General features: G+C 73.6%; 20 protein-coding genes and 1 pseudogene. 9 read left to right on the forward strand and 12 right to left on the reverse strand.

The window, feature by feature from the left end:
• Window positions 1-237: 237 nt before the first annotated feature.
• The 3 genes from ACZ7KX_RS31570 to ACZ7KX_RS31580 all read left to right on the forward strand — a co-directional run bounded on the left by ACZ7KX_RS31570 (window position 238) and on the right by ACZ7KX_RS31580 (window position 2,470).
• Window positions 238-687: a hypothetical protein gene (locus tag ACZ7KX_RS31570; protein ID WP_470329436.1), complete on the forward strand. Its 450-nt coding sequence runs from the start codon at window positions 238-240 to the stop codon at window positions 685-687.
• Between the two features lie 23 nt (window positions 688-710).
• Entirely contained in the window at window positions 711-965 is a 255-nt protein-coding gene (locus ACZ7KX_RS31575) for a hypothetical protein (RefSeq protein WP_470329437.1), read from the forward strand.
• Between the two features lie 131 nt (window positions 966-1,096).
• On the forward strand, window positions 1,097-2,470 hold the full coding sequence (locus ACZ7KX_RS31580; protein WP_470329438.1) for an FAD-dependent oxidoreductase: 1,374 nt from the start codon (window positions 1,097-1,099) through the stop codon (window positions 2,468-2,470).
• A gap of 27 nt (window positions 2,471-2,497) precedes the next feature.
• Here the strand turns inward: ACZ7KX_RS31580 and ACZ7KX_RS31585 are convergent.
• The 4 genes and pseudogenes from ACZ7KX_RS31585 to ACZ7KX_RS31600 form a co-directional block, all read right to left on the reverse strand.
• A pseudogene (locus ACZ7KX_RS31585) lies at window positions 2,498-3,202 on the reverse strand (DsbA family oxidoreductase); the annotation flags it as partial.
• A gap of 82 nt (window positions 3,203-3,284) precedes the next feature.
• Window positions 3,285-3,554, reverse strand: coding sequence for a hypothetical protein (locus ACZ7KX_RS31590; RefSeq protein WP_470329439.1), 270 nt, complete (start codon window positions 3,552-3,554; stop codon window positions 3,285-3,287).
• A gap of 19 nt (window positions 3,555-3,573) precedes the next feature.
• The gene (locus ACZ7KX_RS31595; protein ID WP_470329440.1) at window positions 3,574-4,074 is read right to left on the reverse strand and encodes a hypothetical protein; all 501 of its coding nucleotides are present in this window, start codon (window positions 4,072-4,074) and stop codon (window positions 3,574-3,576) included.
• A 223-nt stretch (window positions 4,075-4,297) separates the two neighbouring features.
• Window positions 4,298-5,014 (reverse strand): chitinase, encoded by a 717-nt coding sequence (locus ACZ7KX_RS31600; RefSeq protein ID WP_470329441.1) that lies wholly within the window; start codon window positions 5,012-5,014, stop codon window positions 4,298-4,300.
• A 236-nt stretch (window positions 5,015-5,250) separates the two neighbouring features.
• Between ACZ7KX_RS31600 and ACZ7KX_RS31605 the strand changes: the two genes are divergently transcribed.
• Window positions 5,251-7,176 (forward strand): tetratricopeptide repeat protein, encoded by a 1,926-nt coding sequence (locus ACZ7KX_RS31605; protein ID WP_470329442.1) that lies wholly within the window; start codon window positions 5,251-5,253, stop codon window positions 7,174-7,176.
• Between the two features lie 65 nt (window positions 7,177-7,241).
• Here ACZ7KX_RS31605 and ACZ7KX_RS31610 read toward each other — a convergent pair whose 3' ends face one another.
• Complete coding sequence (locus tag ACZ7KX_RS31610; RefSeq protein WP_350526494.1) at window positions 7,242-7,436, reverse strand: DUF6011 domain-containing protein; 195 nt, start codon at window positions 7,434-7,436, stop codon at window positions 7,242-7,244.
• Window positions 7,437-7,496: 60 nt separating this feature from the next.
• Here ACZ7KX_RS31610 and ACZ7KX_RS31615 point away from each other — a divergent pair, with 60 nt between their 5' ends.
• A complete protein-coding gene (locus ACZ7KX_RS31615; RefSeq protein WP_470329443.1) occupies window positions 7,497-8,273 on the forward strand; it encodes a TetR/AcrR family transcriptional regulator in 777 nt (258 codons plus the stop codon).
• A 75-nt stretch (window positions 8,274-8,348) separates the two neighbouring features.
• Here ACZ7KX_RS31615 and ACZ7KX_RS31620 read toward each other — a convergent pair whose 3' ends face one another.
• On the reverse strand, window positions 8,349-8,753 hold the full coding sequence (locus ACZ7KX_RS31620; protein WP_470329444.1) for a winged helix-turn-helix transcriptional regulator: 405 nt from the start codon (window positions 8,751-8,753) through the stop codon (window positions 8,349-8,351).
• Between the two features lie 96 nt (window positions 8,754-8,849).
• Here ACZ7KX_RS31620 and ACZ7KX_RS31625 point away from each other — a divergent pair, with 96 nt between their 5' ends.
• Both ACZ7KX_RS31625 and rarD read left to right on the forward strand, forming a co-directional pair.
• Window positions 8,850-9,704, forward strand: a complete 855-nt coding sequence (locus ACZ7KX_RS31625; RefSeq protein WP_470329445.1) for an SDR family oxidoreductase — start codon at window positions 8,850-8,852, stop codon at window positions 9,702-9,704.
• Between the two features lie 192 nt (window positions 9,705-9,896).
• A complete protein-coding gene (gene rarD, locus ACZ7KX_RS31630; RefSeq protein ID WP_470329446.1) occupies window positions 9,897-10,874 on the forward strand; it encodes an EamA family transporter RarD in 978 nt (325 codons plus the stop codon).
• A gap of 23 nt (window positions 10,875-10,897) precedes the next feature.
• On the opposite strand, the gene ACZ7KX_RS31635 is transcribed toward rarD, so the two are convergent.
• Genes ACZ7KX_RS31635 through ACZ7KX_RS31645 form a run of 3 tightly spaced genes read right to left on the reverse strand, consistent with a single transcriptional unit; the run spans window position 10,898 to window position 14,093 of the window.
• Window positions 10,898-11,770 (reverse strand): ABC transporter permease, encoded by an 873-nt coding sequence (locus ACZ7KX_RS31635; protein WP_470329447.1) that lies wholly within the window; start codon window positions 11,768-11,770, stop codon window positions 10,898-10,900.
• Window positions 11,757-12,845: an ABC transporter ATP-binding protein gene (locus ACZ7KX_RS31640; RefSeq protein ID WP_470329448.1), complete on the reverse strand. Its 1,089-nt coding sequence runs from the start codon at window positions 12,843-12,845 to the stop codon at window positions 11,757-11,759. Before ACZ7KX_RS31640 ends, ACZ7KX_RS31635 begins: the two co-directional genes overlap by 14 nt.
• Before the next feature lie 3 nt (window positions 12,846-12,848).
• Window positions 12,849-14,093, reverse strand: a complete 1,245-nt coding sequence (locus tag ACZ7KX_RS31645; RefSeq protein ID WP_470329449.1) for a LolA family protein — start codon at window positions 14,091-14,093, stop codon at window positions 12,849-12,851.
• 181 nt (window positions 14,094-14,274) lie between these two features.
• Between ACZ7KX_RS31645 and ACZ7KX_RS31650 the strand changes: the two genes are divergently transcribed.
• The gene (locus tag ACZ7KX_RS31650) at window positions 14,275-16,863 is read left to right on the forward strand and encodes a bifunctional FO biosynthesis protein CofGH (RefSeq protein ID WP_470329450.1); all 2,589 of its coding nucleotides are present in this window, start codon (window positions 14,275-14,277) and stop codon (window positions 16,861-16,863) included.
• 169 nt (window positions 16,864-17,032) lie between these two features.
• Window positions 17,033-18,148, forward strand: a complete 1,116-nt coding sequence (locus ACZ7KX_RS31655) for an ADP-ribosylglycohydrolase family protein (RefSeq protein WP_470329451.1) — start codon at window positions 17,033-17,035, stop codon at window positions 18,146-18,148.
• 80 nt (window positions 18,149-18,228) lie between these two features.
• On the opposite strand, the gene ACZ7KX_RS31660 is transcribed toward ACZ7KX_RS31655, so the two are convergent.
• From ACZ7KX_RS31660 to ACZ7KX_RS31670, 3 genes are all read right to left on the reverse strand, one after another.
• Window positions 18,229-18,444, reverse strand: coding sequence for a DUF397 domain-containing protein (locus tag ACZ7KX_RS31660; protein ID WP_396552444.1), 216 nt, complete (start codon window positions 18,442-18,444; stop codon window positions 18,229-18,231).
• Window positions 18,441-19,304 (reverse strand): helix-turn-helix domain-containing protein, encoded by an 864-nt coding sequence (locus ACZ7KX_RS31665; protein ID WP_350526504.1) that lies wholly within the window; start codon window positions 19,302-19,304, stop codon window positions 18,441-18,443. The genes ACZ7KX_RS31660 and ACZ7KX_RS31665 overlap by 4 nt, the downstream gene beginning before the upstream one ends.
• Window positions 19,305-19,931: 627 nt before the next feature.
• Entirely contained in the window at window positions 19,932-20,678 is a 747-nt protein-coding gene (locus ACZ7KX_RS31670; RefSeq protein ID WP_470329452.1) for a GOLPH3/VPS74 family protein, read from the reverse strand.
• Window positions 20,679-20,901: the final 223 nt, after the last annotated feature.

A 20,901-nucleotide genomic window follows, 5' to 3' on the forward strand; every position in this document is an offset into this window, starting at 1 on the left:
TGCAGGGGGGACCCTGTGGGAGAGTAGGACGCCGCCGAACAATCATTGCTGAAGAACCCCCATCCGGATTCCGGATGGGGGTTCTTCGCGTTTCCCCGGCACTTTGAGGAACGATCCGCGGCCGCTCGCCGGAGCGGCGAGCGGCCGGGGGAGCGGATCGCCTACCGGGAGGCCGCCGGCCGCAACTCCCCCTGGCTCGCGACCCGGCTCAACCCGCGCTCCCACTAGCCTGACCGCATGGACGAGTTCGCGGCCCGATTGCACAGCGCCTGGGAGTGGTGGGATGCCGCCATCGAGGACGCCCAGGAAGGCCGCTGGACCCGCACGCCGCTTGAGCGCCGGGTCATGGACGACATCGCCGCCGCGACCCCGGCGTACGTGGACCCTTCGGCCGAACTCCCGTGGCCCGTACGGCTCGGCCGTCTCGCTGCCTGGGCGGATGTGCTCCGCATCGCGGCCCGGGCCGGCGGCTGGGAGCTCGTTCCCGTCACCGGTGTGACCCCGCCGCGGCCGGCAGGCATGGCCGAACTGCTCTCCGCCGTCCACGCGGTGGGTGAGCAGGGCGAGACCTGGCTGCGGCGGCTCCCTCTCGACGGCCCACCACCGTCCCGGGCCGTCCGCGGCTTCGAGGCGTTCCTCTTCGGCCCCGGCGCCGCCGACGACCTCCGCCAGTTCTTCTACGACTGAGACCCGCCCCGTACTCTGCCGCCGTGACGAGCGCATGGCCGGACGAAGCCACCCTTGCCCGGGGCGAACGGGTGGCACTGACCACCCCGGACCCGCCGCGACCCGAACTCGGCCACCTGGGTGAGGAGGTCCTGGGCACCCGGGGCGTGGTCCTCGGCTGCGTCATCGAGGCGGACGACCGCGACGGGGGCCGTGTCGGGCCGGTCTACTTCGTCGAGACCGAGGACGGCAGCCCGTGGCGCCTGCGGCCGGAGTTCCTTGTCCCGCTCGACCGTTGACCTGTTGCCATTGACCTCTGACTTTCGATCCGACCGGGACCGGGCCGACCCCGTGTCCGGCGACCGCGCTTGGCGGTCGGTGATCACCAAGCGGTAGTCTCCCTCCGCAACACGATGCGAAGGGGAGTTCGGTGGCGCGGGTTGCGGTGATCGGTGGGGGTACCAGCGGGCTGGGGACGGCGCTCATGCTCGGTCGACGGGGCCACACGGTCACGTTGTTCGAGCAGGAGGTGCGCGAGGCCGGAGACGACCTGAACCGGGACTTCTTCCACTGGAACAGGCCCCGGGTCCCGCAGGCCGTCCAGCCGCACTCGTTCCTCGCTCCGGTGCGTACCGTCCTGCGCGCCGAGGCGCCGGACGTCTACGCGGACCTGCTGGACCGCGGGGCCCACGAGTACCACGACTTCGACTGGTTCGACGAGCACCCGCCGCACCGGGCGGGTGACGAGGACCTGGTGACCCTGCGGACCCGTCGCATCGTGCTGGAGGCCGCCCTGGCCGCGGCCGTGCGGCGGGAGCCCACCGTCGAGGTGCGGTCGGGCTGCCGGGTGAGCGCCCTCACCTTCGGGGAGGGCAGCCCCGTCCGGGTCACCGGTGTCCGGGTGGGCGAGGAGACGCACCGGGCGGACCTCGTCGTCGATGCCTCCGGCCGTCGCTCGCCGGTACCCGCCTGGCTGGTCGCGGCCGGCTGCCGGCCGCCGGTGGTCGAGAGCCACCGCACCGGGATCACCTATCTGAGCCGCTGGTACCGCTTGCGCGGCGAGGGCCCGCGGGACCCGGGGCGGGTGAAGAACGGCTCGGCCGCAGCGTTCGCGCTCGCCGGGGTCTTCCCCTCCGACAACGACACCTTCGCGGTGAACGTGATGCTCTCCACGGCGGATCCGACCCGCGGCGCGCTCACCGACCCCGCCGTGTTCGAGGCCGTCGCCCGCCGCTTCCCCGCCCCCGCCGCGTGGCTCGACCTGGCGGCCGAACCGCAGTCGGCCGTCCTGGCGATGGCCGGCCTGGACAACCGCTGGACCGCCCTCGCCGACGATGACGGCCCGGTCGTCACCGGCCTGGTCAACGCCGGCGACAGCCTCATCCACACCAACCCGACTCTGGGCCACGGCGTGGCGCTCGGCCTGATCGCCGCCCAGTACCTGGCCACCCATGTCGACGGCGTCGCCGCGGACCCGGCCGACTACCACGCCTGGACGGCGCAGGCGCTCCGCCCGTGGTTCGACGCGCAGGTGACGGCCGATCGCGCCAACGAGCGACAGCTCGCCGAGGGTTCGACCCTCCCGGAGCGACGCGCAGCCGCCGTGGCCGCCTGCGCCTTCGACGACCCGGTCGTCATGAGGGCCCGGGCCCAGGTGCGCCACCTGGTGCGGACGGCGGACGAGGCGTACGGCAGCGAAGAGGTGGACCGGCACGTCACCGCCTGGCTGGCTGCCCGACCCGACTTCACGCCGGAGCACGACGGTCCGACCCGGGCCCAGTGGGAGGCGCTCATCCCGGCCTGAGCGCCGGGGCAGGCGGCCGGGCCCGTGCTACTCCTTCGGTGCGAGCGGCCTCAGCGGCGTCAGCGGCACGGTGACCCGGCTCTCCCAAGCCTGCTCCAGCGCGCGGGTGAACGTTTCCGCAGGCTGGGCACCCGAAACGCCCAGCCTGCGGTCCAGGACGAAGAAGGGCACGCCCGTCGCCCCCATCGCGCTCGCCGTCGTCTCGTCCTCGCGGACCGCCTCCGCATACGCCTCCGGGTCGGCCAGCACGGCCGCCGCCGCCTCGCCGTCCAGCCCGGCCTCGACGGCCAGCTCGACCAGCCGGCCCTCCTCGAACGCCGAGCGCTCGTCGGCGAAGTTGGCCCGGTAGAGCACGTCCAGCAGCTCGGCCTGCCGACCCTGCTCCTCGGCGAAGTGCAGCAGGCGGTGCATGTCGAAGGAGTTCGCCGCGTCCCGCCCCTCGCTCAGGTACGGCAGCCCCTCCGCGCGCGCGTTCTCGGCGATCCGGGCCTCCGCCGCCGCGGCCTGCTCCAGGCTCATCCCGTACTTGGCGGCCAGCAGCGGCACGACCGGACGGGCCTCGTGCGGCGCACGCGGGTCCAGCTCGAAGGAACGGTGGACGACCTCGATCTCCTCGCGGTGCGGGAACGCCTCCAGGGCCCGCTCGAACCGCGCCTTGCCGATGTAGCACCACGGGCAGTTGATGTCGCTCCAGATCTCGACGCGCACGGCGCTGCTCTCCTTCCCTCGCGCAGGCCCTTCCCGCGTCGATCTCCGGCGTCAACACGGTCGGGAGCCTGAATATTTCAGGACAAGAAATATTCAGGCTCCGGCGTCACGGTCGAGGCGCCAGCCCGGCCAGCAGGTCCCCGGCGGTCGGCCGCTCCGGTTCCTCGGCCGCGGCATCCACCGGCCCCGGGTACAGCCGGTACAGCGCGCCGGACAGCTGCTCCGGCACCGGCACGTCCCCGTCCACGAGCGCGACGAACGCGCGCCCGCCGTTCGGGAGCCGGGCCGTCCCGGTGCCGTCCTCGTCCCGGAGTGCCCGCAGCCGTGCGGCGAACGAGCCGAGGTCCTCGCCCTCCCGCCGGCGCCACCGCCGCACGGGGCCGCCGTCGCGGCCGCTACAGGCAGATCCAGCAGTACATCCGTTCGCCAGCCGCCCGCGCCCGGCGGGCGAGGCCTATCAACTCCTTGGCCAACGGCAGGAGATCGGACGGATCGGCGCCGCCCCACTCCTCCGCCCGCGCCCACCGCGCGACGGCCTCCGGCACCCGTTCGTCGGGAACCCCGGCGAGCGCGTCCCGGGCGGCGTCGCCCAGCTCGGTCACCCACGGGCCGGTCGTCCACGGGTCGTCCTCGCCCCCGGGCCCGTTCGGGCCGGGCTGCGGCGTGGTCGGCCAGACCGGCGCGTCCGGCACCGTGCCGGGTTGCCACTCCTCGCGGCGGATCGCCGCGACGAGCAGGCCCAGCAGGACGACCGGGTCGATCCGCTTCGCCTCGACCCCGTCGAACCCGGCCCCGGACCCGTCGTCGAAGTCGGGCCGCCCGCCGCCCGTGTGCTCCAGGGCTCGTACGACCGTCGCCGCATCGGGCGCGCGGAAGTAGTCGGTCAGCACGCCCATCGCAGGCTCCCTTCGACGCAGCTTCTCCAGGCCTGGCGTCAGTGAAGCAGAGGGCACTGACAGTGGCGCCGTCACGGTGCTCCGAGGACGGTGTCGGAGGTCGGAGCGGGAGCGTTGGAGTCGGAAGCCGGAGTGGGAAGTCGGCCCGGCCGACTTCCCACTCCGCGTCAGTGAGGCCTCAGGGCCTCACGGCCGCACCGGCGGCTCACCGGCGCCGCGTCGATCAGCAGGAGATGTTGCCGCCGCCGACGTCCGTGCCCAGGGTGCCGACGAACTTCCGGTAGAGGTTGATGCGGTCGTTGCGCTGGTCGGGGTTCTTGCCGTTGCACTCCAGGGCGCCGTTGATGCTGCGGATGGTCTCGCCGAAGCCCCTGTTGTTGACGATGGCGTCGTGCGAGGTCATCCGTCCGGCGCCGTTCTGGCTGTTCCAGAACCAGAGGGCGGTCTTCCAGGAGGTGGCCGGGTTCTTCTCGACCTGGTACGGGTCGTGCAGCAGGTCGATGTGCAGGGCGTCGCCGGCGGCCTTGTAGTTGAAGTTCCAGCTGAGCTGCAGCGGGCCGCGCCCGTAGTACGCGGATTGCCCGGCCGGGCACCCGTAGGGCTGCGAAGTGTCGCAGTAGTGCGGGTAGTTGGCCTTGTTCTGCTCGACGACGTACTTCAGGCCGCCGGTTTCGTGGCTGACGTTGGCGAGGAAGGCGGCGGCCTCGCGCTTGCGGGTGGCGGTGTCGCCGGTGGCGGCGAACTTCGGGTAGGCGTTCAGCGCGTCGACCAGGCCCTTGTACGTGTAGAAGGGGTTCCGGCTCGGGAACATCTGGTTGAACTGGGACTCGCTGACCACGAACGAGCCGGCGGCGGACGCCGGGGCGGTCTGACCGGCGAGGGCGAGGGTGCTCAGGACGGCGGCCGAGGCGGCCAGCGACATGGTGCGCGAAAGCTTCATCGGATCCTCGATGTGTCCTCGATCGACAGGGGGACGGCGGCACTTCGGCTGCGAAGCGCCTCGGCCATCGTGGTGGCAGGTGGCCGCGAGTTGCACGCCTTGGAGGTCTGAACCACTCGTAAGGGCCTTATCCGATCGGAGAGTTGGCCGGAGTTTACCGTCAGGCTGATCACCGGAGCGTCGCCCGCACCGGATAGCCTCGTCCGGATCGAGACGACGCAACCGGGGGGCAGGGCATGGGCGGTCACACCGACGACGAGGGCGACGCCCGGCTGGCCGCCGAGGGGGAGGTCGCGGTCGCCCGGCTGGCGATCGACTCCGGCGAGCTCGACCACGCCGCCGACCACCTCTCCGACGCCATCCTCGCCGACCCGCAGCTGCCCGAACTGCACGAGGCGCTGGCCGAGTTGTCCGCCGCTGCCGGCGGCCCGGCGGCCGCGCGCGAGCTGTTCCCGCTGGACGGCGAGGTGTACCTCGGCACGGTCGTCTGCCGCGCCCACGTGGAGGCGGCCGCCGGGGACTGGGACGCCGCCGTCGGCCTGCTCGCCTCCGCCATCCAGTACGAGCCGGCCCGGCCCTGGGCGCACACCGCCTGGCTGGCCCGGGAGGACCTGCCCGGCCTGGTCGACCCGGACGCCGTCGCCCAGGCGGTGGCCCGCGCGGCCGGCGCCCTGCCCGACCCGCTCCCCGCCGAACTGGCCGAGGCCGTAGGGCCCTTCGACGTGTTCGTGCAGGCCGTGCTGGCCCGCCACGGCGACCACGCGCTGCTGCTGGCGATGGCCTCCGGCCTGACCCGGCGGCTCGGCGCCACCGCCCGCGCCGTCGAACTCGCCGAACGGGCCCATCGCGCGGCACCCGGGTACCTGCCCGCGGTGATGCTCGGCAACGCCCTGCGCGCCGACGGCCGTCCGGAGCGCGCCCTCGCGGTCTGGGAGGCCGAGTTGGAGCGGGTCGCACCGGACCGGGACAACTCCAGCAGCTACCTCGCCGTCGACGTGGCCGAGTTGTACGGCGCCCTCGACCGCCCCGCCGAGGGCCTGCCCTGGCTGGACCGGGTGCTCGCCACCGAGCCCGACCACCCCAAGGCGGCCCCGGCCCGGTACGGCCTGCAGCACGCCCTGGACGGCGACCCGGCGCACCTGCTGGGCCTGGCCGACCACCACCGCGCCCACCCCGACCACGAGTACGCCCAGGACGTCCTGGCACGGTTGAGCCACCAGGAGCCCTGGCTCGGCATGGTTCCGGGCACGCCCGAGGCCACCGTCAACCTGCTGCACCAGGTCCTCGCGGCGCCCGACACCGACCGCGGGACGGCGATCGACTGCAACGTCTCCACCCTCGAACCGCCCAGCTCGCAGCTCGCCCTCCACCTCGCGCTGCCGCTGTGCGCGGTCGCCTACCAGTCCGTCGACGAACCCGACCCCCGGCGGCCGCTGACCGCGACCGTCACCCGGGTCTGGGCCTGGGAGGGCACCGACCCCAGGCCCGCCGTCGCGCCGCCCGCGCCGGAGAGCGCCGAACTCGTCCGCGCCACCGCCGGGATCGTCTGGCCGACCGTCCCGGCCGCCTACGACCACGCCGTCCGCCTCGCCGGGTTGTCGCTCGACGACCTGCTCGGCGTCCTGGCCCACCCGCCGCTGCCGCCCGAGGACGAGCTCGGCCGGGCCCTGCTCGCCCACCAGCCCGAGCTGTGGGTGCGCGCCGTCCAGTCCTTCGCCTGCCTCGGCATCGCCCACCACCGCACCGACCAGCCGTGGCCGGAGTCGGAGCGCCGCCGGGTGCTGCTCGACCTGCTGCTCGGCCCGGAGGACTGGGTCGCCGAGGCGGCCGGTTTCGCGCTGGTCGCCATCGGCTGGACGCACCCGGAGGCCCGCGCCGACATCGCCGCGCAGCTCCGGCGGCGGCTGCACTACTGCGTCGACGCCCGGCGGGTGCGCGTGGTGACGATCCTGCGCTCGGTGTGCCGACTGGTGCTCGCCGCGCCCTGGGTGTCGCCCGCCGACCGCGACCTCGCACGGGCGGCCATCCGCGCCGAGGACGCCGCCGACACCCCGAAGTCCGAGCCCGACCCGGCGCCCGAGCCCGAGTCGGCGCCCGAGCCGGAACGGCCCCCGGGACCGCGGCGCCCCGGCTTCCTCGGACGGTTGCTCGGCCGCGGCTGACCCCGCACCGGCGCCGCACCGGCCCTGCGCAAAACCCGCACTGACCCCGGCTCACCCCCGAGCGGCTACCCGACGCCCGGCAGCGGATCCTGGTCGACGTCGAACCGCGCGACCCGCTCCGCCGGGTCGCGGCACTCCGGCCCCAGCCGCAGCATCCGCGACTCCGGGTCGTGCAGCGGTCGGTGGCAGCGGCGGCAGGTCACCCGGGCGCGGAGGGCCTGCGCGGTGTCCGTACCGGGGAGCGGCTCAGGGCTGGTCATGGGGAGACGGTAGCGGTCCGGCCGTGCGGGGCCCCCGGGGATGCGTGAAACGATGACCCCATGGCCACCGACCGCAGCAGCGCAGGAGATCCGGCGCGCACCCTCGCCCTGCTCTGGGGGCTCACCGCCGAGGAGAAGCCCGGTCGGCGCGGGCCCAGGCAGGCGCGCTCGACCGGTGAGATCGCCGCCGCCGCGGTCGCCCTGGCCGACGCCGAGGGCGTGGACGCCGTCACCATGCGCCGGGTCGCCCAGGAGCTCGGGCTCTCCCCGATGGCGCTCTACACCTACGTGCCCGGCAAGGCCGAGCTGCTCGACCTGATGCTGGACACCGTCTACGCGACCATGCCCCGCAGCGCCCCCGCCGGCGACGGCTGGCGCGCCCGGGTCACCGCCGTCGCGGACGACAACCGCGCGCTGCACCGCGCCCACCCCTGGGTCGCCGCCGTGTCCACCAGCCGCCCGCCGCTCGGGCCCGGCCTGATGGCCAAGTACGAGTACGAGCTGCGCGCCTTCGAGGACACCGGTCTGACCGACGTCGAGCTGGACGCCGCGCTGACCCACCTGCTCGGCTTCGTCCAGACCTGTGCCCGGATGGCCGCCGACGAGCGCGCCGCCCAGCAGGACAGCGCGATGACCGACGAGCAGTGGTGGACCGCCAACGCCGAGCTGCTGGCCCGGGTCTTCGACCCCGAGCGCTACCCGGTGGCCGCGCGGGTCGGCGCCGCCGCCGGTGAGGCGCACGGCGGCGCGTACAGCCCGGACCACGCCTACGCGTTCGGCCTGGCCCGCGTCCTGGACGGCCTGGCAGCCCTCGTCGGCGAGGCCCGGCCGGCCTGACCGCGTGGCCCCGCCGCCCCTGCGCCCCGGCGGATCGGCGCCCCGTCACCCAGGCCACCCCGCCGCCCCGGTGGATCAGCGGGGCCTGGCGTCGTACTCCTCGCGGGCCTCGGAGACGGCGCACATCCGGGCCTCCACCCAGTGCGCGAGCGCCGAGACGTACTCGGCCGCCTCCATGCCGAGCGGGGTGAGGCTGTAGTCCACCCGGGGCGGGATCACCGGGTGCGCCTCCCGCAGGACCATGCCGTCCCGCTCCAGCGTCTGCAGGGTCTGCGCGAGCATCTTCTCGCTGACCCCGGCCACCCGGCGGCGCAGCTCGCTGAAGCGGTAGCCGCGTTCCCGCAGGGCGACCAGGACCAGGACCCCCCACCGGCTGGTGACGTGCTCCAGCACGCCGCGGGAGGGGCACATCCGGTCGTAGACGTCGGGCACCCGGTCCAGCAGCGACCGGTCCTCCTCGAATACCTCGATTACCTCCATGTCAGTACCGTACTTCAAAGTGCGTACTATCCAGAAGTTAGTGCCATCCCTAGGGTGAGTTCCGAAGACATCGGAACACCCACAGGGAGCAGAACCATGTACGTCGTCACCGGAGCCACCGGACAGCTCGGCCGCCTGGTCGTGGAGGGCCTGATGGCGGCCGTGCCGGCGGGCGAGATCGCGGTCGTGGTCCGCTCGGCCGCCAAGGCCGAGGAGTGGGCGGAGCGGGGTGTCCGGGTCCACGAGGCGGACTACGGCCGGCCCGAGACGCTCGCCGGGGCCTTCGCGGCCGGTGACCGGGTGCTGCTGATCTCCGGGAACGAGTTCGGCAGCCGGGTGGCCCAGCACGGCGCGGTGATCGACGCGGCCAAGGCCGCCGGGGTGGCGCTGCTCGCGTACACCAGCATCCTGGGCACGGCGACCTTCCGGCTGGGCGACGAGCACAAGGCGACCGAGGAACTGCTCCTCGCCTCCGGCCTGCCGTACGCGCTGCTGCGCAACGGCTGGTACACCGAGAACTACCTGGGCGACGTGGCCGGCACGCTGGAGCGGGGCGTGGTGCTCGGCAGCGCCGGGGACGGCCGGGTGGCGACCGCCCCGCGCCGGGACTACGCGGACGCGGCGGTGGCGGTCCTGACGGGCGAGGGCGACGGCCACGAGAACAAGGCGTACGAGCTGAGCGGTGACGCGGCCTGGAGCCTGTCCGAGCTGGCCGCCGAGCTGGCGGAGGCCTCGGGCAAGCCGGTCGTGCACCGGGACGTCACCCCGGCCGAGCACCGCGAGGTGCTGGTGGGTGCGGGGATGCCGGAGGGCTTCGCCGAGGTGTTCGTCGACGTGGACGCCGGCATCGCCCGCGGAGAGCTGGCCGGCACCCCGGGCGACCTGGCCCGGCTGATCGGCCGCCCGACCGTCCCGCTCGCGGAGTCCGTCCGGGCCGCACTGACGGCCTGAGCCGTCCGGGCGGATCGCCCGGGCGCTCGCGTCGACCCGCCCGGTCGGGTGCACCCCCGCCGACCGGCCCGGATGCCGGAAACGTCCAGCATTCAAGCAATGTCATGACCAAAATCCGGAAACGGAGATGACAGCCTGCCCTTCCGCCCGCTACGGTCACCTGACCACACGCGCGCGGAAGGGCACTCGGCCATGCCACAGTCAGAGCAGCAGGACAGCGGCCGGGGCCTCTGGTACGGCTTCGCGGCCTACGGGATCTGGGGGCTCTTCCCGCTGTTCTGGCCGTTGCTGGAGCCGGGCGCCGCCGACGACATCCTGGCCAACCGGATGGTCTGGTCGCTGGTCGCGGTGGTCCTGATGCTGGTCGCCCAGCGGCACTGGGGCTGGATACGCCCACTGCTGCGCCAGCCCCGCCGGCTCGCCATGCTGGCCGGCGCGGCCGCCGTGATCTCCGTCAACTGGGGCGTCTACATCTGGGCCGTCAACTCCGGGCACGTCGTCGAGACCAGCCTCGGCTACTTCATCAACCCGCTGGTCACCATCGCCTTCGGCGTCCTGGTCCTCAAGGAGCGGCTGCGCGTCGCGCAGTGGACGGCGGTGGGCGTCGGCGCACTCGCCGTCGCGGTGCTGAGCGTCGCCTACGGGCAGTTGCCGTGGATCGCACTCACCCTCGCCTTCTCCTTCGCCACCTACGGCCTGCTGAAGAAGAAGGTCGGGCTGAGCGGGCTGGAGAGCCTCGCGGCGGAGAGCGCCTTCATGTTCCCGTTCGCCCTCGGCTACCTGGTCTACCTGGAGCTCAGCGGGCGCGGCACCTTCGGGCACACGGTGGCCGGCTCGTACGGCTGGGGGCACTCCGGGCTGCTGATGCTCAGCGGTGTGATCACCGCGATCCCGCTGCTGTTCTTCGGCGCGGCCGCCGTACGGGTGCCGCTGACCGTGCTCGGGCTGCTGCAGTACCTGGCGCCGGTGTTCCAGTTCCTGATCGGCGTCGCCGTCTTCCACGAGGCGATGCCGCCCGCCCGCTGGGCCGGCTTCGCCCTGGTCTGGGCCGCGCTCGCGGTGCTCACCTGGGACGCGCTGCGCCAGGTGCGGGCCGACCGCGCGGTGCGGGCCGCGACCGTGCCGCACCCCGCACCCGCGCGGACGGCCGGGGCGGCCGTCACCCGCTGAACGCCGTCACCTCTTGACGATCGTCACGCGCTGATGTCCCGGCTGGTGAAGCGGGACCAGGCCGCCGAGCCGAACACGGCGACGTAGGCGGCCTGCAGCCCGAGGTTCTTCAGCACGTCGTCCCAGTACATCGGCTGGCGCAGCAGGTCGGAGAAGCTGAGCCAGTAGTGCGTGAACAGGAACGGCCTGATCGCGTCCAGCTGCGGGAAGGCGTCCAGGATCTGGACGGTGATCACCAGCCCGACGGTCGCGGCCATCGCCGCGATGCCGCTGCCGGTGAGCGTGGAGACGAACAGCCCGATCGCGACCAGCCCGGCCAGCGAGGCGGCGACCACGCCGGCCACCAGCACCGCGCGCAGCAGCGCCTCGGTGAAGCCGATGGTGTCACCGGAGATCAGCGTGACCTCGCCGAGCGGGAACAGCGCGGCGCCGGTGGCCAGTGCCGCGGCCGCGACCGCCGCCGTCGCGGCCAGGCAGAACACCAGCCCGGCGGTGAACTTGGCGGCCAGCAGCCTGGTCCGCCCGGCCGGGGCGACCAGCAGGTAGCGCAGCGTCCCGGTGGCCGCCTCGCCCGCCACCGAGTCCCCGGCGACGACGCCGACCGTCATCGGCAGGAAGACCGGCAGCGCGACCGCCAGCGCGGTGAAGACCAGGAACAGCCCGTTCTGGGTGGTCTGCGCGATGAAGCTCGGACCGCCGCCCTCGTGCGGGCTGTCCGTGTTGAGCTTGACGACCACCCCGATCAGGATCGGCAGCACCGCCAGGATCCCCAGCAGCACCTTGGTGCGCAGTCGGCGGAAGGTCAGGTGCAGCTCGTTGCGGAACAGCGCCAGGAACCCGGCCGCCGTCTGCGGCCGCCGGCCCGTACGCGGCGCAAGTGCCTCAGCCCGCGACATCGAAGCCCTCCCCGGTCAGCGCCACGAAGGCGTCCTCCAACGTGCCCCGCTCCAGCCCGAAGCCGTGCACCCGCACCCCGGCCTCCACCAGTGCCGCGCACAGCTTGGGCAGCGCGTCGTCGCCCCGCTCGCCCGGCTCGCCGTCGATCCGGCCCTCGCCGGGCACCAGGGCGGTGACCTGGTGGGCTGCCAGCACCTCGGCGGCTTGCGCCACGTCCGGGGTGCGGACCACCAGCCGGCCCTGCGCCCGGGCGGCGAGCTCGGCGACGGTGCCCTGCACCACCAGTCGGCCCCGGGACATCACCGCCGCGTGGGTGCAGACCTGTTCGATCTCGTCCAGCAGGTGCGAGGAGAGGAACACCGTGGTGCCCTCCGCCGCGACCTCCCGGACCAGCGCCCGGATCTCCCGCATGCCCTGCGGGTCCAGTCCGTTGGTCGGCTCGTCCAGCACCAGCAGCTCGCGCGGCTGCAGCAGCGCGGAGGCCAGGCCCAGGCGCTGCTTCATGCCGAGCGAGTACGCGCGGGCCTTCTTGCCCGCGGCGGCGCTCAGGCCGACCCGCTCCAGCGCCGCGTCCACCCGCTGCGGCCGGGTGCGCGGGTCGGCGGTCGGGTCGGCGGAGTCGAACCGGACCAGGTTGTCCCGCCCGGAGAGGAAGCCGTACAGCGCGGGGCCCTCGATCAGTGCGCCCACCCGGGGCAGCACGGAGGCGACGGACTGCGGCATCGACTCGCCGAGGACGGTGGCCACGCCCGCGGTGGGGGCGATCAGGCCCATCAGCATCCGGATGGTGGTGGTCTTGCCGGAGCCGTTGGGGCCCAGGAAGCCGAAGACGGAGCCGCGCGGAACGGCCAGGTCCAGGCCGTCCACGGCGAGCTGGCCGCCCCGGAAGCGCTTGGTGAGGCCGCGGGTCCTGATGACGTCGTTGCCGGCGGAGGCAGCCGAAGCGGTGGAGCCGACGGAGGCAGCAGGGGAAGCGGGGGAAGCGGGCGGAACGGGAGCGGGGGCCGGGCGCGACTCGGCGCCCGGACCCCCGGCCGACTCCGTAACGTCCCCCGTTACGGGAGTCTTGGTCATCCGTCAGTTCACCCCGGCGGCGTGCTGCAGGGTCGGCAGGGTGACCGCGCCGGCGAAGACCCGGCCGTCGTCGGTGAGCAGGACGTTGACGACCTTGGTGCCGATCAGGGTGCCGCCGTCGACCTGCTTGCCGAACGACTTCATCAGCCCCTGCGGGTTCACCGAGCCGCGGCCGCCGTGCTTGCCGTCGCCCTTGGCATCGCCCTTCGGCATCTCGACCGCGCCGCTGGGCAGCTGCGAGGTGAACACGGCCGTCCAGCCCTCGCCGATCACGTTCATGCCCTCGTGGTCCTTGGCCCCGCCCTTGCCCGCGGCGTCGCCCCTGCCCGCGCCCTTGCCCCCGGCCGCCGCGTCGTCCGCCTTCTGCTCCGTCACCTTGGCGCCCTTGGGGGCGGTGAAGTCGAAGGTCTTGGCGGCGGGCTTGGCGAAGGACACGTCGGTGAAGTGGACGTCCAGCACGGTGGTGCCGTCGGTGGACTTCACCGCCACCGCCAGCGGCACCCCGTTGTCGGCGGCCACCGAGATCCGGACCTCGGCGATGGTCGAACCGCTCTGGGTCGGCTTCACGCTCAGCTGGTAGGCCTTCTGCCCGGCCACGTTGGCCGTGCCGGCCACGGTGACCGCGGTGGTGCCGGCGCTCGCGGTCAGGAACTGCCGGGCGGCCTCCTGCGGGGTGGTCGGCAGCTCGGACAGCGGGCCCCGGGGGTGCTGGTCGGCGGGCCGGCCGGTCATGTGCACCGCGCTGTTGGACGAGCTGTCCCAGGCCCAGGCCTGGTCGCCGTTGCGGACCACCGTGTAGCCGGCCATGTTCTCCATCATGTCGACCCGCTGGTGCTCCGGGCCGTCCACCGCGACCCGCAGCGTCCGGTCGCCCCCGAGCAGGCCGAGCAGCTTGGCCTGCGGGTCGGCCGACGCGCCCGCCGCGTCCCCGCCGTGCCCGGACGCCGCCGCGCCGAGCCCGCCGGCCATGCCCAGCAGCTGGCTGGGCAGGCCGAGGTCGGTGCTGACGGAGACCGTCCCGGACAGGGTCTGGGTCTGGGAGCCGAGGGCCTTGGCCACGACCTGCTCCGCCGTGAGCGTCGGCAGGTCGGGCGGGGAGTCGGCGGCCAGCGCGGGCACCAGCCCGATCCCCGTGGCGATCACCGCGGCCACCGCCAGCGGCACCCCGGCACGCACCAGGACGTGCCGCCGAGAGCGGTACGGAACGCCGCCGTCCTGGTCGTCCCCCGTCGCCGTCTCATTGGTCATGGCGTACTCAACTCCTCTGCGGACACGTGCGATTGGTCTTGCCCCTCCATTAGAGGCCGCTGTGCCACCGGCGTCATCGCCCTGCAGGGCCAGATCGGGTTGGCCTTCGTGGGTATGCCGACCCTGAGACGGTCTCAGGGTTGCTCATCCCGGGGTACCACCGCTGGCGTAGGGTCGCGCCATGGACGGAACCGCCATGGACGCAAGCAACCCCCCGACCGCGAACGCGATGCGCCGCGCCCTGCGCCGCGCCCGGGACGGCGTCGCCCTCGACGTGACCGAGGCCGCCGTACTGCTGCAAGCCAGAGGCGAGGACCTCCGGGACCTCTGTTCGAGCGCCGCCCGGGTGCGCGACGCAGGTCTCGAAGCGGCCGGCCGTCCCGGCGTCATCACCTACTCCAAGAGCGTGTTCATCCCGCTCACCCGGCTGTGCCGCGACAAGTGCCACTACTGCACCTTCGTCACCGTCCCCGGCAAGCTGCGCCGGGCGGGCCATGGGATGTTCATGTCCCCCGACGAGGTGCTGGAGGTGGCCCGGCGCGGGGCCGAACTCGGCTGCAAGGAAGCCCTGATCACGCTCGGCGACAAGCCCGAGGACCGCTGGCCCGAGGCCCGCGAGTGGCTGGACGCGCACGGCTACGACGACACCATCGCGTACGTGCGGGCGATGTCGATCCGCATCCTGGAGGAGACCGGGCTGCTGCCGCACCTCAACCCCGGAGTGCTGAGCTGGACGGACTTCCAGCGGCTCAAGCCGGTCTCCGCCTCGATGGGCATGATGCTGGAGACCACCGCGACCCGGCTGTGGAGCGAGCCCGGCGGTCCGCACCACGGCTCCCCGGACAAGGAACCCGCCGTCCGCCTGCGGGTGCTGGAGGACGCCGGACGCAGCTCAGTCCCGTTCACCAGTGGCCTGCTGATCGGCATCGGCGAGACCTACGAGGAGCGCGCCGAGTCGCTGTTCGCGCTGCGCAAGGTCTCCCGCGCCTACCACGGCATCCAGGAGCTGATCCTGCAGAACTTCCGCGCCAAGCCGGACACGGCGATGCGCGGCATGCCGGACGCCGAACTGGACGAGCTGGTCGCCACCGTGGCCGTCGCCCGGCACCTGCTGGGCCCGGCCGCGTGCCTGCAGGCCCCGCCGAACCTGGTGGACGGCGAGTACGAGCGGCTGATCGCGGCCGGCATCGACGACTGGGGCGGGGTCTCCCCGCTCACCCCGGACCACGTCAACCCCGAGCGCCCCTGGCCGCAGATCGAGCGGCTGGCCGAACGTTCGGCGGCGGCCGGCTTCGAGCTGCGCGAGCGCCTCGCCGTCTACCCCGACTACGTGCGCCACGGCGAGCCCTGGCTGGACCCGCGGGTGCTGCCGCACGTCCGCGCGCTGGCCGATCCGGAGACCGGCCTGGCGAACCCGGACGCGGTGGTCCGCGGCCTGCCCTGGCAGGAGCCCGAGGACCTGCCGGAGTCGTACGGGCGGACCGACCTGCACGCCACCATCGACACCGAGGGCCGCACCGGGGACCGCCGGGCCGACTTCGAGGACGTGTACGGCGACTGGGAGGTGCTGCGCGAGCAGGTGCTCGCGAAGGGCGCGCCCGAGCGCCTCGCCGGGGACCTCCGGGAGGCCCTGGCGGTGGCGGCCGACGACCCGGTGAAGCTGACCGACGACCAGGCGCTGGCCCTCTTCCACGCGGACGGCCCGGCCCTGGACGCGCTCTGCCGGATCGCCGACGACGTGCGCCGCGCCGCCGTCGGGGACGACGTCACCTACTGCGTCACCCGGAACATCAACTTCACCAACGTCTGCTACACCGGCTGCCGCTTCTGCGCCTTCGCCCAGCGCCGCACCGACGCGGACGCCTACACCCTCTCGCTGGAGCAGGTCGCCGACCGGGCCGCGCAGGCCTGGGAGGTGGGCGCCACCGAGGTCTGCATGCAGGGCGGCATCCACCCGGACCTGCCCGGCACCGCCTACTTCGACATCGCCCGCGCGGTGAAGGAGCGGGTGCCCGGCATCCACGTGCACGCCTTCTCCCCGATGGAGGTCGTCAACGGCGCGACCCGCACCGGCCTCTCGATCCGCGAGTGGCTGCAGCGGGCCAAGGAGTCGGGCCTGGACACCATCCCGGGCACGGCCGCCGAGATCCTGGACGACGAGGTCCGCTGGGTGCTCACCAAGGGCAAGCTGCCGGCCGCGACCTGGGTCGAGGTGGTCACCACCGCGCACGAGCTGGGCATCCGGTCCTCGTCCACCATGATGTACGGGCACGTGGACACCCCGGAGCACTGGCTCGGCCACCTGCGGCTGCTCGCCGGGATCCAGCAGCGGACCGGCGGGTTCACCGAGTTCGTGACCCTGCCGTTCATCCACACCAACGCCCCGGTGTACCTGGCCGGCATCTCCCGGCCGGGCCCGACCGCCCGGGACAACCGTGCCGTGGTCGCGATGGCCCGGCTGCTGCTGCACCCGCACGTCCCGAACATCCAGACCAGCTGGGTCAAGCTGGGCGCCGAGGGCGCGGCCGAGATGCTCCGCTCCGGCGCCAACGACCTGGGCGGCACCCTGATGGAGGAGACCATCTCGCGGATGGCGGGCTCGGCGTACGGGAGCTACAAGTCGGTGCGCGACCTGCAGGCGATCGCCGAGGCCGCGGGCCGTCCGCACCGCCAGCGCACCACCACCTACGGTGAGGTGCCGGCCGAGCGCCGGGCCGCGGCGCTGGCCTCGGACGGGCACCTGCCGGAGCTGCTGCCCGTGCTGGACTGACCGTGCGCGCCCCGGCCGCCGCCCGCGCGGCGGCCGGGCCCGGCACCGGGGAAGGGCACTGAAGTTCGAGGGATCCCGTCGATCCGCACGGCCGTCGAAGTACAGTGCGAGGGCGCGCGACCGGCCGAGCGTCGCGTCGCCCAACCCCGAGGAAAGGCGCCCCGTCGTGATGCCACTGTGGTCACGCGCCCAGCAGCAGGACTACCGCAGCCGGGTGCGGGGCTGCCTGCTCGGCGGGGCCATCGGCGACGCGCTCGGCGCCGGCGTCGAGTTCGAGGCGCTGGAGAAGATCCGGGCCCAGCACGGGCCGCAGGGCGTCACCGGGTACGTCCCCGCGCACGGGCGCACCGGCGCCGTCACCGACGACACCCAGCTCAGCCTGTTCACCGTCGACGGCCTCATCCGCGCCCACATCCGGCGCGACACCGGCAGCTGGCACCCGCCCACCGACCTGCACCTGGCCTACCTGCGCTGGGCCGCCACCCAGCGCGACTGGGGCCCGGACGAGCGCCGCCCCGACCTCGGCTGGCTGGGCCGCGAGGAGTGGCTGTACGCCCAGCGCGCGCCCGGCCAGGGCTGCCTGTCCGGCCTCACCGGGCCCGAAGCCGAGCGGCTCGGCACCGTGGAGCGGCCCAAGAACCCGCACTCCAAGGCCTGCGGGACGGTGGTGCGGGCGGCGCCGTTCGGGCTGCTCACCACCTGGGAGCCGGGCCTGGTGTTCCAGCTCGCCGTCGAGTGCTCGGTGCTCACCCACGGTCACCCGACCGGCTACCTCGCGGCGGGCGCGTTCGCGGTGATCGTCCAGGCGGTGGCCCGCGGCGGCACCCTGGAGGAGGGCGTCCACCTCGCGCTCGCCCTGCTCTCCGAGCGGCAGGCGCACGAGGAGACCACGGCCGCGCTGCGGGCCGCGCTGGACGCGGTCCGGGCCGGCGAGCCCTCCGCCGACCGGGTCGAGGCGCTGGGGGAGGGCTGGGTCGCCGAGGAGGCACTGTCGATCGCGGTCTACTGCGCGCTGGTCGCCCACGATGTCCGCTCGGGCCTGCTGCTCGCGGTCAACCACTCCGGGGACAGCGACTCCACCGGCGCGATCTGCGGCAACCTGCTCGGGGTGCTGCACGGGGACACCGCGCTGCCGCCGGGCCTGGTGGCGGGCGTCGAGGGGCGCGCGGCGATCCTCGAACTCGCCGACGACTTCGTGCTGGAGCTGATGCACGGCGCCGAACTGCACGACCGGCAGACGGCGGAGGGCGTCAACTGGGCCGTCCGCTACCCCGTGACGGGCTGAACACCCCGCGAGGGGCCGGGCGCCGACCCGACGCGCCGGGTGCGGAACCGCGCGGGCGGGTGCGGAACCGCGCGGGCGGGTCAGCCCGGGAGCTCGCCGAAGGCGCCCGCCGCCGCCGCCGTGGCGAAGGCGTTCCAGGCCTCGGTCGAGAAGCGCAGCTGGGGCCCGCGGGGGTCCTTCGAGTCCCGGACGGCCACCGCCCCCGTGCCGGGGACGGCGATCTCCACGCAGGCGCCCTGGCCGCCGCTGTGACTGCTCTTGCGCCATCGGGTTCCGTACTCGGACGGGGTGATCATTCGTGGAATTCCTTTTCGATGTCGGCTATCAGCGACCGGCTCTCCGCGACACCGAGTGCGGCCGCCCTCAGGTAGTCGTACAGACCGGTATAGCGGCGCACATCAGCCTCCTTCTCCAGGTAGAGATCGCTCGTCACACCTTCGAAGTAGACAACCGTGGAATCGGCTGACTCCGGGAACTCCAGCAGGGAGAATGTCCCGGTCATGCCGGGGTGCGCGCCGTGCGAGAACGGGATCACCTGGATGGTGATGTTCGGGCGCAGGCTGAGCTCCAGCATCTGCTGCAGCTGGCGGGCCATCACCGCCTTGCTGCCGACCTCGCGGCGCAGCACCGCCTCGTCTATGACGGTCCACAGGCTGCCCAGCTGGTTCTCGCCGTGGACGCGCTCCTGCCGTTTCATCCGGACCTGCACCCGGCGCTGCACGGCGTTCGCGTCGGTGTCCGGCTGGGTGCCCTCGACCACGGCCTGGGCGTACTGCTCGGTCTGCAGCAGGCCCGGGACGAAGGAGGACTCGTACGCGCGGATCGAGGAGGCCTCGGCCTCCAGGCCGATGTAGACGCTGTAGGGGGTCGGCATGTCGTTGAAGTCGTGCCACCAGCCGCGCTGGCGGGACTCCTTGGCCATCTCCATCAGGCTGGCGCGCATCTGGTCGTCGGACACCTTGTACACGTCGCAGAGGTCCCGGACGTCCCGCTGGCTGATGCTGCGGCGACCGTTCTCCAGTCGGCTGATCTTGGACTGGGAGACCATCAGCCGGCCGGCGACCTCCTCGGCCGTCATGCCGAGGCCCTCGCGGAGCTTGCGCAGCTCGGAGCCGAGGCGTCGGCGGCGGACGGTGGGATTGACGTTGGCGGACACTTCGACCTCCGGCCGGACCTCTGGTGATCGTTGGAACGGCAGCCCTCGGAACACTTCGGACATTGGGAGCAACCCCCCTGACTTGGAGCAGCATGTCACCTTGGGCCAGGTCGGCGCCGGGGAATCACAGCAGCGCGGTAGAACAGATCATCGGAATGGCGCTTCCGCGGGACAGTGAAAGCCCCCAGGTGGTAATGCGGCTCGACGACTCGGACAGGTAGTGCGACGGATGTCCCCGGGGGCCCCTGCGCACGTGCCTCCGGCATGTGTGGGAGCCGCGGCCGCAGGCCTCCGGGGACGGCAAGAGGGGCGGTCGCCGGGCGACTTGCGTCGCGGGGCGACCGCCCCTCGGTGCTTCCGGTGGTGCTCGTCGTGCTCGTCGTGCTCGTCGTGCTCGTCGTGACTGTCGTTCGGGCGGCGCGGGTGGCGCTCCTCGTGCTCAAGGTGCCACTGGTACTGGTCGTGCGGGTGTGCGTCGGTCGTGCGTCGGGTCGCTCAGCGCCTCCGGGGGCGCGGGCGACGCGGCACGCGCCGTCCGGCGTGCCCTCGGGAGCGTCGGACGGCACACCGGGCGCCCGTCCGTCCGTCAGCGGGCCCGGCCGACGGGCCCCGGTCGGCGAGCCCCGGTCAGCGGACGCCGACCCGGGAGGCGGGGACCCGCCCGCCCGAACCCCGGCCCGCCGTACGGGAGCCGGCCCGGCCGGCCACGGGGGCGGACGCGGCGCCCTGGGAAGAACGGTTCTGCTGCGTCGGCAGGCCGTTCTGCACGTCCATCACGGCGTGCGCGACCATCCCGCCGAGCGGGTCGTACCGGATCAGGTCGCGCAGCCGCGACCGCGAGGACCGGCCCTCGTTGCCCGGGTACAGGTGCTTGCCCAGCCCCACCGAGTGGGCGAGCGCCGCGAGCGCCGCGGTCCGCGGGTCCGGCGGCACACCGGTGCGGATCGCGGTGTCCAACCGCTGCTTGATCGCGGCGTTGGTGCAGTCGTCGGACGCCTGGTACCGGGTCGTCGGCAGCACCCCGCACACCTGGCCCGGCACGGCCGTCACCATGCCGCAGCGCTCCAGGTGCGCCAGATAGGTCTGCCGCAGCCCCAGCCGGGGCCCGCCGATCCAGTGCGCCGCGCGAACCGGACTGCCGCGTCGGCGCAGCAACTCCAGTGCGTGGTCAAGGGTCGGGTCGCCGGTCGGCCGCGCCAGCACGACAGCGATCCGGTCTCCCTCCGGTACGATCCGTCCGGCCAGGGACAGCTCGACGAGCTGCGCCCCGGCGAGTCCGAGGTCGAGGGTCTGCGGCTGCGCCGTGGTACCCGTGGTCGGGTCCAAAGCGAGCAGCAAGAGTTCCTCGGGAACAGTTCTGCGGCTCTTGCCCATCCAAGCCTCCCCGCGTGGATGAGAGACAGGGTGACGCCTCTCACACGGGCTTGTCGAGTACGCCTCCGAATCGTGACCTTGCGGTGAAGGCGCGGAACCGGCGGCCTCGGGCCCGGCGTCTGACCGGTGAACGGACCGCGGTGCGGCCGAGCGATGGCAATAAGCGCCGGTCGGGCGGGGTGTGCGCGGTGGGAACGGCCGTCGGTGGCGGAGACTGTACAGG

The organism is Kitasatospora sp. NPDC038210, assembly GCF_055600605.1.

What these genes read in the sequence shown, in the direction of transcription:
- ACZ7KX_RS31570 (WP_470329436.1), top strand. Translation starts at nt 238, where the DNA reads ATGGACGAGTTCGCGGCCCGATTGCACAGCGCCTGGGAGTGGTGGGAT.
- ACZ7KX_RS31600 (WP_470329441.1), bottom strand. Translation starts at nt 5,014, where the DNA reads ATGAAGCTTTCGCGCACCATGTCGCTGGCCGCCTCGGCCGCCGTCCTG.
- ACZ7KX_RS31655 (WP_470329451.1), top strand. Translation starts at nt 17,033, where the DNA reads ATGCCACTGTGGTCACGCGCCCAGCAGCAGGACTACCGCAGCCGGGTG.
- ACZ7KX_RS31615 (WP_470329443.1), top strand. Translation starts at nt 7,497, where the DNA reads ATGGCCACCGACCGCAGCAGCGCAGGAGATCCGGCGCGCACCCTCGCC.
- ACZ7KX_RS31645 (WP_470329449.1), bottom strand. Translation starts at nt 14,093, where the DNA reads ATGACCAATGAGACGGCGACGGGGGACGACCAGGACGGCGGCGTTCCG.
- rarD (WP_470329446.1), top strand. Translation starts at nt 9,897, where the DNA reads ATGCCACAGTCAGAGCAGCAGGACAGCGGCCGGGGCCTCTGGTACGGC.
- ACZ7KX_RS31640 (WP_470329448.1), bottom strand. Translation starts at nt 12,845, where the DNA reads ATGACCAAGACTCCCGTAACGGGGGACGTTACGGAGTCGGCCGGGGGT.
- ACZ7KX_RS31650 (WP_470329450.1), top strand. Translation starts at nt 14,275, where the DNA reads ATGGACGGAACCGCCATGGACGCAAGCAACCCCCCGACCGCGAACGCG.
- ACZ7KX_RS31670 (WP_470329452.1), bottom strand. Translation starts at nt 20,678, where the DNA reads ATGGGCAAGAGCCGCAGAACTGTTCCCGAGGAACTCTTGCTGCTCGCT.
- ACZ7KX_RS31635 (WP_470329447.1), bottom strand. Translation starts at nt 11,770, where the DNA reads ATGTCGCGGGCTGAGGCACTTGCGCCGCGTACGGGCCGGCGGCCGCAG.
- ACZ7KX_RS31660 (WP_396552444.1), bottom strand. Translation starts at nt 18,444, where the DNA reads ATGATCACCCCGTCCGAGTACGGAACCCGATGGCGCAAGAGCAGTCAC.
- ACZ7KX_RS31595 (WP_470329440.1), bottom strand. Translation starts at nt 4,074, where the DNA reads ATGGGCGTGCTGACCGACTACTTCCGCGCGCCCGATGCGGCGACGGTC.
- ACZ7KX_RS31620 (WP_470329444.1), bottom strand. Translation starts at nt 8,753, where the DNA reads ATGGAGGTAATCGAGGTATTCGAGGAGGACCGGTCGCTGCTGGACCGG.
- ACZ7KX_RS31605 (WP_470329442.1), top strand. Translation starts at nt 5,251, where the DNA reads ATGGGCGGTCACACCGACGACGAGGGCGACGCCCGGCTGGCCGCCGAG.
- ACZ7KX_RS31610 (WP_350526494.1), bottom strand. Translation starts at nt 7,436, where the DNA reads ATGACCAGCCCTGAGCCGCTCCCCGGTACGGACACCGCGCAGGCCCTC.
- ACZ7KX_RS31625 (WP_470329445.1), top strand. Translation starts at nt 8,850, where the DNA reads ATGTACGTCGTCACCGGAGCCACCGGACAGCTCGGCCGCCTGGTCGTG.